Source organism: bacterium (assembly GCA_021372535.1).
Lineage (GTDB): Bacteria > Latescibacterota > Latescibacteria > Latescibacterales > Latescibacteraceae > JAFGMP01.
Genome location: JAJFUH010000135.1, coordinates 73,852 through 82,894, shown reverse-complemented (window position 1 = coordinate 82,894; position 9,043 = coordinate 73,852). Strand labels below are relative to the sequence as shown.

The 9,043-nt window shown below is 53.7% G+C and carries 4 protein-coding genes; all 4 read right to left on the bottom strand.

Features of this window, described 5'->3' with window-relative positions:
- The coding region (locus tag LLG96_12560) for an ABC transporter permease (protein ID MCE5251041.1) at positions 1 to 2,109 on the bottom strand (2,109 nt) is incomplete at its 3' end.
- A gap of 124 nt (positions 2,110 to 2,233) precedes the next feature.
- Complete coding sequence (locus LLG96_12555) at positions 2,234 to 2,923, bottom strand: ABC transporter ATP-binding protein (protein ID MCE5251040.1); 690 nt, start codon at positions 2,921 to 2,923, stop codon at positions 2,234 to 2,236.
- Between the two features lie 51 nt (positions 2,924 to 2,974).
- Positions 2,975 to 4,411 (bottom strand): glutamate synthase subunit beta, encoded by a 1,437-nt coding sequence (locus LLG96_12550; GenBank protein MCE5251039.1) that lies wholly within the window; start codon positions 4,409 to 4,411, stop codon positions 2,975 to 2,977.
- Positions 4,404 to 8,990 carry a glutamate synthase large subunit gene (gene gltB / locus LLG96_12545; GenBank protein MCE5251038.1) on the bottom strand — a complete coding sequence of 1,529 codons (4,587 nt, stop codon included), beginning with the start codon at positions 8,988 to 8,990 and terminating at the stop codon, positions 4,404 to 4,406. Before gltB ends, LLG96_12550 begins: the two co-directional genes overlap by 8 nt.
- Positions 8,991 to 9,043: the final 53 nt, after the last annotated feature.

The window sequence follows — 9,043 nt, the reverse complement described above, 5'->3', positions numbered from 1 at the left end:
GATTTCCTTCTTTCGCTCTTCAATTGTTATGGAAGTCAGACCGAAAAGCCCGATGCAGGCAATAAAAATGGCAACCAGCGAGAATATACCGATCATGCTTCCGAGACGGTTATCAGCACGGTACTGTTCGCCGACATGATTATCGAGGAACGAATATTCAAACGGGCTCCGGGGAAACCAGTCCCGCCATTTTTTCTCGATAAACGCGAGCGTCCCCGGCACATCATCCGACTGTATCCTGACAGAAAAATACTGGAACCACTGAGGTGAAAAGAACAGCACGAGCGGTTCAATCCTGTGATGGAGGGACATGAAATTGAAATCCTGTACGACACCTATTACCGTACCCGTCTGGGGAGCCCAGTGAGCGAGTTTTTTCCCGATGGGATCGTCCCATCCGATTTCATGGACAGCCGTTTCGTTGAGGATAAAGGAAGTACCCTGAATCGACGGTGAAAAATTTTCTCCTTTTATCAAGGTAATACCGAATGTTTTAAGATAGTCCTGATCGACAAAAATGCAGAACAGCGCACTGAAATCGTCTTTTCGGGCTCCCTCGGGAAGAAATTCCCTGCGCTGCGGAATGACGGGCCCGAAAGGAATATTCGATGACGCCGTTGCGCTGATAATCCTTGAATCCCTGAGGATATCCTGTTTAAGGAATTCGTAATTGAGCTGCATGTGCCGTTCGCGCATGGGCATGACGACCACAAGCTCCTTCGAGAAACCCAGACGCTTATTTTTGACAAAGTGGAGCTGCTCATATATCAGCGCCGAGACGATGATAAGAATTATCGAGATAGCGAACTGAACAACAACGAGTGTTTTTCTCAGAAGTGCACTCGCTTTGATTTTTTCCGGTTTCCCCCTGAGAATACCCGCTGTTTCATAGGTAGACAGGCGAAAAGAAGGATAAATGCCCGAAATAAATCCGACAAAAACTATGATACCGATCAACACAAGTATCATGGTCAGATTGCTCCCGTATCTGAATACCAGATCTTCTCCCGTAAGCCTGTTAAACCCGGGAAGACAGATTTCCACGAGCGAGAGCGCAATGACAAGCGCGAACAGTGCAAAAACAAACGATTCACCCAGAAACTGCCGGACAAGCTGTGAACAATATGCCCCCAGTACTTTCCGAATACCCACTTCACGTGTCCGGGCCGCGTATTGTGCCAGGGTGAGGTTCATGAAATTGATACAGGCAATGAGCAGGACAAAAAAAGCCACGACGGAAAAAGCATAGACATGACTTATATTTCCGTTTATCTCCAGTTCGTCTTCCAGGTGCGAATGAAGATGTATGCTTCTCAACGGCTGAAGAAACAGCTTCATACGGGCGCTTTCCTCATCACCGTAATGATTCCGTAAAAAAGAGGGGAAATCCCCCTCGAGTGAATCGCGCAGCTCCTGATTCTGCAGCATCAGGTACGTGTAGAAACTCGCATGCCGCCAGTTCATGAGGTGGTAGCCCTGTATGTCACTGAGGCTTGCCATCGAGGCGAGGAAATCGAATCTGATGTGGGAATTCCGGGGTATATTTTTGAGAATTCCGGTTACTTTAAAATCGTGGGCGGTGCCCATGTTCACCGTGATGACCTTACCGATCGGATTCTCATCATGAAAATACCTTCTGGCCATGTCTTCGGTGATAACAACGGCAAAAGGATCACCAAGCGCCGTCTCGGGGTCGCCCTCCCGGAACGGAAATGAGAAAACCTCGAAAACGTTCGAATCGGCGAAAAAAAACCGCTCTTCGTTATAAACGTTTCTGCCGTACTCGACGGTCATACTTTCGAGTGTAATGTCACGCCAGAACCTGACGGCAGCCACAACCTCCGGGAATTCGCTCGCAAGCGCCGGTCCCACAGGCCCCGGTACCACGGCATACTTGACCGGCTGACCGCCCGGAACGTATTCAACGGCCACACGGTAGATCGTCCCGGCATTTTCATGAAAAGAATCATAACTCAGTTCATGCTGGAGGTACAGAAAAATGAATATACAGCATGCCATACCGATAGCGAGACCCGAAAGATTTATAAGGGAATTGACTTTGAACCGCTGAATGTTTCTGAGAGTAATTTTCAGAAAATTAGAGCTCATACCGGGATTCCATATTAATACAGGCAGAAGGCACAAGGCAGAAGGCACAAGGCACAAGGAAAAACGACAAAGAAAACCAAATACTTTATACCATATACTATAGACCAAAAAACATAAACCATAATCATACATAAGCGCCGGTTCTGATATTTTCCGATACGACATGACCATCGAAAAGATGTATGATCCGTCTGCTGTACTCCGCATATTCCGGTGAATGGGTAACCATGACGATGGTCGTTCCCGATTCATTCAACCCGGAAAGCATGTTCATCACATCCTTTCCGTGGGATGAATCGAGATTTCCCGTCGGCTCATCAGCCAGAATCAGCACCGGTTCCGCGACAATCGCCCGTGCTATCGCCGCGAGCTGCTGCTGGCCGCCCGAGAGCTGCTGGGGAAAATTATTTTTCTTGAAGAGAATGGTGCTCCGGTCCAGAACCGAAAGCACACGTTCCCTCCGTTCTCCGGCGGAAATACCGAGGTAGAGGAGCGGGAGCTCGACATTCTCGAACACGGTCAGCTCTTCTATCAGATTGAAACTCTGAAAAACAAATCCGATGTTTTTTTTACGGAGGCTCGTTAACTCGTGCTCGGAATATCCCGACACTTCATAATCAAGAAAAACATATTCCCCGTTCGAGGGGCTGTCGATCAGCCCGAGCACATTGAGCAGCGTCGTCTTCCCGCAGCCTGACGGCCCCATGACTGCCACGAACTCACCCTGCTGGACCGAGAGGTTCACATTGCATAACGCAACTGTCTCCACCTCGCCGGTGGAGTATATCTTTGACAGATTTTTCGTCCTGATCATCACTTTATCTCCATATGCGCGTAAAATTCATCTGTTCCCGGCATTTTATTGTCATTCAATCCCCTTCAGGAGGTGCCTGTCGACCGAATCGGCAATACGGCGGCCATGATACAGGGCATGAACAACGGTCGAAGCACCCATCACACAGTCGCCCGAGGCGAAAACACCGTCTACGGTGGTCATGCCGTCCGGGTCGGTCATGAGATTCCCGCATTCGTCGATATCGAGCGAAAGGTTATGAACGAGCGGCCCGTATTCGAGATGAGAAAAACCGGCTGCTATTATGACGAGGTCGGCTTTGATTTCCGTCGCGGCACCGGCCGTATTCTGTGCCGCATCGCCGGATTCGCTGTCATGAGCACGACGTGAAGACTTTTCAATAACGACCGAACGAATCCTGTTGTCCTTACCGTTAAAGCGCTGCACGGTAACACCATACAGTGTTGTACAGCCGGGACTTTCTGTCGATGGCGGGTTGTTGTCACCGTGAAGATCGCACCAGATGAAGTTCCGGGCATCCTCTTCTCCGTTTTCCGGCAGCAATTCGAGAATATGTACGGATCGGGCGCCCTGACGGAGGCATGTACCGGTGCAGTAGGAGCCGGTTTCGCCCGCGCCGATTATGACGACATCTCTGTCTTTTGCGGTAATCTCATAACCGGCCGGAATGGAATCGCCCGCGACCCTCCTGTTCTGCTGCGACAGGAACTTGGTGGCAAAGACGATACCTTCGAGATCGCGGCCTGGAACGTGTATATCACGGGGAGCCCGGAGACCGACAGCGATAACGGCCGCATCGAACGACCGCCGTAAATATCTCACCGATAAATCGGTCCCGGCATCGACGCCCGCTTCAAATGTCACTCCTTCGGCCATCATCTGTTCGATACGACGGTCTATCACGCGTTTTTCAAGGATGAAATCAGGGATACCATACCTGAGAATCCCGCCGATACGGTCGTCCTTTTCGAAAACGGTTACGCTGTGCCCGAACCGCGATAACTGCTGCGCCGCCGATAAACCGGCCGGTCCCGAACCGATAACGGCGACTTTTTTATCGCTTGCGGAAGGAGACGGCGCCGGAAGAATCCACCCCTTTCCCCATCCATATTCGCCAATCAGGAGTTCAATGTGTTTTACGTTTACGGGCCTGCCATTAACAGATAACGTACATGCCGATTCGCAGGGCGCCGGACAAACACGCCCGGTTATCTCGGGAAAGTTGTTGGTGGCATGGAGCAGATCGAGCGCCTGCCGCCAGTTACCGGCGGATACCATGGTACACCAGTCGGGAATACGGTTTCTGAGGGGACAGCCGGACATCTGGCAGAAGGGAATCCCGCAGTCCATGCATCGATCCGCCTGTTGTTCGGCACGATCCAGCGGCAGGAGCAGCTCTTCTTCGCGATAGTCTCTCATGCACTCATCAAACGGCCTGCGAGGTGAGTCTTCCCGCGAAAATTCAAGGAAACCGACCGGATTAGCCATGGAACACCTCCTCGGTCGCTGAAAGCGTTTCGTTTTCGGCGCGTTCGGACAGCCTCATCCGTTCGAGCGACATACGGTAATCGATGGGCATGACCTTGATGAACAGAGGCAGTGTCGATTCCCAGTTTTCCAGGATTCTCCCCGCCGTAACACTGTCGGTCACGGTAAAATACGTTTCGATGAGGCATCTGAGTCTCTTGACATCCTCATCAGCCCACACGCTTTCCAGGTCGATCATATCGAGATTGCACCGTGACTCGAACAGCTCCGATTCATTATATACGTACGCGATTCCGCCGCTCATTCCGGCTGCGAAGTTATTCCCCGTCGGGCCAAGCACCACAACAACTCCCCCGGTCATATATTCACACCCGTGTTCGCCGATACCTTCGACCACGGCGACCGCTCCGCTGTTACGTACCGCGAACCGCTCACCTGCGATACCGTATATGAAAACCTCCCCTCCTGTCGCACCGTACAGGACGGTATTACCAACGATGACATTCTCCCACGGCCTGAAAGTCACATTGAGCGGCGGTGTCAGCACAATCCGACCACCGGTCATGCCTTTTCCGAGATAATCGTTGGCGTTTCCCTCGATACGCATGGAAATCCCCGGGGCGAGAAAAGCCCCGAGACTCTGACCGGCGGTACCTTTGAGGAATATGCGGATCGTGTCGGGTGGAAGTCCTTCGGGGCCATAACGCCGAACAATCTCGCCGCTCAGCCCGCTTCCGACCGACCGGTTGGTGTTCCGCACCGGCATGGCAATGTGGACGAGTTCCCTGCTTTCGAGCGCGGGACCTGCCATATTGATGACCGAGCGTTCGAAAACCGACGGAAAACCGACTTCCGTGTTTACGGCGGGCAGGGGTTGTATACGGTCGCCGCTACCGGAGGGAGTGAGCACCTGACTCAAATCGAGACCATGAGCTTTCCCGTGCCCGATGTCGGGAATCATTTCAAGGACCTCGGCATGCCCTCTCATCTCATCGAGCGTCCTGAATCCGAGCATTGCCATGTATTCACGGAGCTCCATGGCAATAAAGTGCATGAGCCGCTCGATGTATTCCGGCTTGCCGCTGAAATTAACCGTCAGGCGCGGGTCCTGAGTCGCTATCCCCACAGAGCAGGTATTGAGATGGCATTTTCTGAGCATCACACATCCAAGAGCGACAAGGATCACCGTGCCAAATCCGAATTCATCCGCGCCGAGGAGGGATGCAATCGTACAATCCAATCCCGTATTGAGCTGACCGTCCACCTGGATACGAATACGGTCACGGAGCCCGTTCCGGACAAGAGCATGCTGGGCTTCGGCGAGACCGAGCTCCCAGGGAACGCCGGTATGCATGATCGATGAGAGGGGGGATGCGCCCGTCCCGCCGCCATGACCGCAGATAAGCACGACATCGGCGAGGGATTTTGCTACACCGGCGGCAGCATTGCCGACTCCAGCCTCCGAAACGAGCTTGACGGAAATCCGGGCCCGCGGATTCACCGTCCGGAGATCATAGACCAGTTGGGCAAGGTCTTCGATAGAATATGCGTCGTGATGAGGCGGCGGAGAGATGAGCGTTACACCCGGGGTCGTATGACGTACCCTCGCAATTTCAACGTTCACCTTGTGGCCCGGGAGCTGCCCCCCCTCGCCGGGTTTCGCTCCCTGAGAAATCTTTATCTGAAGCTCATCGGCGTTCACGATATACTCGGTCGTGACCCCGAACCGTCCGGAGGCTATCTGCCGGGTGGCCGACCGGCGGTTTTCACCGTCCTGGCCGGGAACGGAACGAGCGGGGTCTTCACCCCCTTCGCCGGTATTACTCCTGCATCCGAGCCTGTTCATGGCAATGGCGATGGTTTCGTGCGCCTGCCTGCTCAATGCCCCGAACGACATCGCCGATGATGAAAACCGCCCGATAATCTCCGACACCGGCTCCACCTCTTCGACGGGAACCGGGTCTCTCTGCCTGAAACGCATGAGACTCCGCACGGTAAAATATCCCTCGGGACGGCTGCCGATAAGACCGGAAAACTCCTTGAACAGACAGTAATCGTTCGTGCGGACTGCACGGTGGAGCATACAGATGGCTTCAGGCGACCAGAGGTGTTTTTCGCCCCGGAATCTCGTCTGATAGTCGCCTCCCACATCGAGGAGATTCGGTGACTTTCCGGCCTTCGGAAAAGCTTTTCGGTGGCGTTCCGATGTCTCACGGGCGATCTCATCGAGCCCGATACCGCCAATCCGGGATACCGTCCCGCAGAAATAGGCTTCAATCACCTCTCTCCCGATTCCCACAGCCTCGAACATCTGGGAGCCTGTGTAGCTCCTCACCGTGGAAATTCCGACACGGCTCAGGGTTTTCAGCAGACCTTTCTTAATCGCCGTTATGAATGAATCCGTCGCTTCATCGCCCGTCACGGACTTTTCATACATTCCCGTTTCCGCGAGTTCGCGAACCGTGGAGAGCGCCACATGGGGACATATCGCGTTGGCTCCGTACCCGATGAGGATAGCGAAATGCATGGTTTCACGAACTTCTCCCGATTCCACGATAATACCGACCTGCCCGCGGAGCCTGTGCCTGACGAGATAGTGATGAAGCCCCGCGGTTGCCAGAAGCGAGGGAATCGGAGCCCGGGAGCTGTCCATATTGCGGTCGGTGAGGATGATGAACGTCGCCCCTTCTTCCCTGATATACCGTTCTGCCAGCTTGAAGACCGATTCGAGCGATTCTCCGAGCGCATGTCCATCACCGTCCGCCGGAAACAGCATGTCGATTTCCCTGACAACGATCTCCGGATGATGGGCTTTCCTGAGACGTTCCATGTTCTCGGGCGTAAGGATCGGATGAGGTAACTTTAGGCGGCGGGAGTTTTCCGGGATTTCATCGAGGGGATTCCGTTTCCGTCCCGTAAAATTCATGAGCGACATGACGAGCTCTTCCCTCAGCGGATCGATGGGCGGGCTTATCACCTGTGAAAAAAGCTGCTTGAAATACGAAAACAGGAGCCTGGGCCGGCTCGACAGCACGGCAAGAGGAGTATCGTTACCCATGGAACCGATTGCCTCCTGTCCCCAGAGCATGGGGATTTCCACCATTTTAAGCTCTTCATCGGTGTACCCGAACGCGTGCTGCTTTCTGCGCAGAATTTCAGGATCCTCGGAAGGAATGCTCGTGGGTTCGAGAAATCCCCGGAGCTCGATACGGTTGTCCTGGACCCAGTGGCGGTACGGTTTCTGGCGGCAGATGGTCGCCTTGATAATGGTATCGGGAACGACACGGTTCTGTTCAAGATCGACAAGGAACATCTTCCCCGGCTGGAGACGGCCGTGCGCTCTGACCTGATCGCTCGGAAAATCGAGCACGCCCGCTTCCGAAGCAAGCACAACTATCCCATCGAGCGTTATAGTATACCGTGCGGTGCGCAGACCGTTACGGTCGAGGGTTGCGCCCACATACCTGCCGTCGGTGAAAACCATCACCGCGGGCCCGTCCCACGGCTCCATGACGGCGGCATGATATTCATAAAAAGCCCTGCGGTCGTCACTCATGAAGAATTTATATCCCCATGCCTGCGGAATCATCATCATCACGCCATGGGGCAGCGACCGTCCCGCCTGGACGAGCAGCTCCAGAACATTGTCGAATGCCGAAGTATCGCTCCCTTCTTCCCCGATAACCGGCTTTATTTTTTCGATATCATCGCCGAAAAGCGGCGAGCTCAGGAGAGGTTCCCGTATCTTCATGTGATTGATATTGCCGCTCAGGGTGTTGATGGCGCCGTTATGGGCCACAAATCTCATGGGCTGGGCGAGATGCCATGTAGGCATGTTGTTGGTGCTGTACCGCTGGTGTACGATGGCAAAGGCGCTCGTGAATTCACGGTCATGAAGGTCGAGATAAAACCCGGGCAGAAGCCGTCCGCTCAGCATTCCCTTGTAGACGATGGTTCTTGTCGACATGCTGGCAATGTAAAACTGTCCGGATTCAAGCCGCACGGTACGTGTTATCTCGTTTTCCATGAGACGGCGGATCACATAGAGCTTCCGCTCAAAGTCATCGATCGGAATCGTATTCCGTGCGATAAAAAGCTGGCGTATACGAGGCTGCGTTCTGCGTGTTCTCCCGCTCAGACAGTCGGGACAGACCGGAACGTCCCTCCACCCGATGACTTCGGCGCCCTCCTGTATACATGCACGTTCACAAACAGCAGCGCAGGCAGCACCGAGCTCATCGTCGGACGGAAGGAAAATCATCCCCACGGCATAATTGCCCTTTTCGGGAATATCGAGGCCGCTGCCAGGGCATTCGCGCTGAAAGAACTCGTTCGGAAGCTGAATCAGGAGCCCGGCGCCGTCCCCGCCTGTTGAATTGAAATCGACAGGCCCCCGGTGCTCGAGATTGACGAGGATTTTTATCGCATCGTCAATAACCGTATGATACGGACGGCCGTCAATACGGGCGACAAACCCGACCCCGCAGCTTCCCTGATCGTACGGCGCATCATAGAAATCCCTCGGATACGGTGCCGTGATTGATCCGGCTTCACGATTTCCGACATTGTCAGCTATCAAGATTCACTCCTTTATCTGCGCCAAAATGATTCCGTTTTTTCCCTTCTGCCTTG

What these genes read in the sequence shown, in the direction of transcription:
- LLG96_12555 (MCE5251040.1), bottom strand. Translation starts at nt 2,923, where the DNA reads ATGATCAGGACGAAAAATCTGTCAAAGATATACTCCACCGGCGAGGTG.
- LLG96_12550 (MCE5251039.1), bottom strand. Translation starts at nt 4,411, where the DNA reads ATGGCTAATCCGGTCGGTTTCCTTGAATTTTCGCGGGAAGACTCACCT.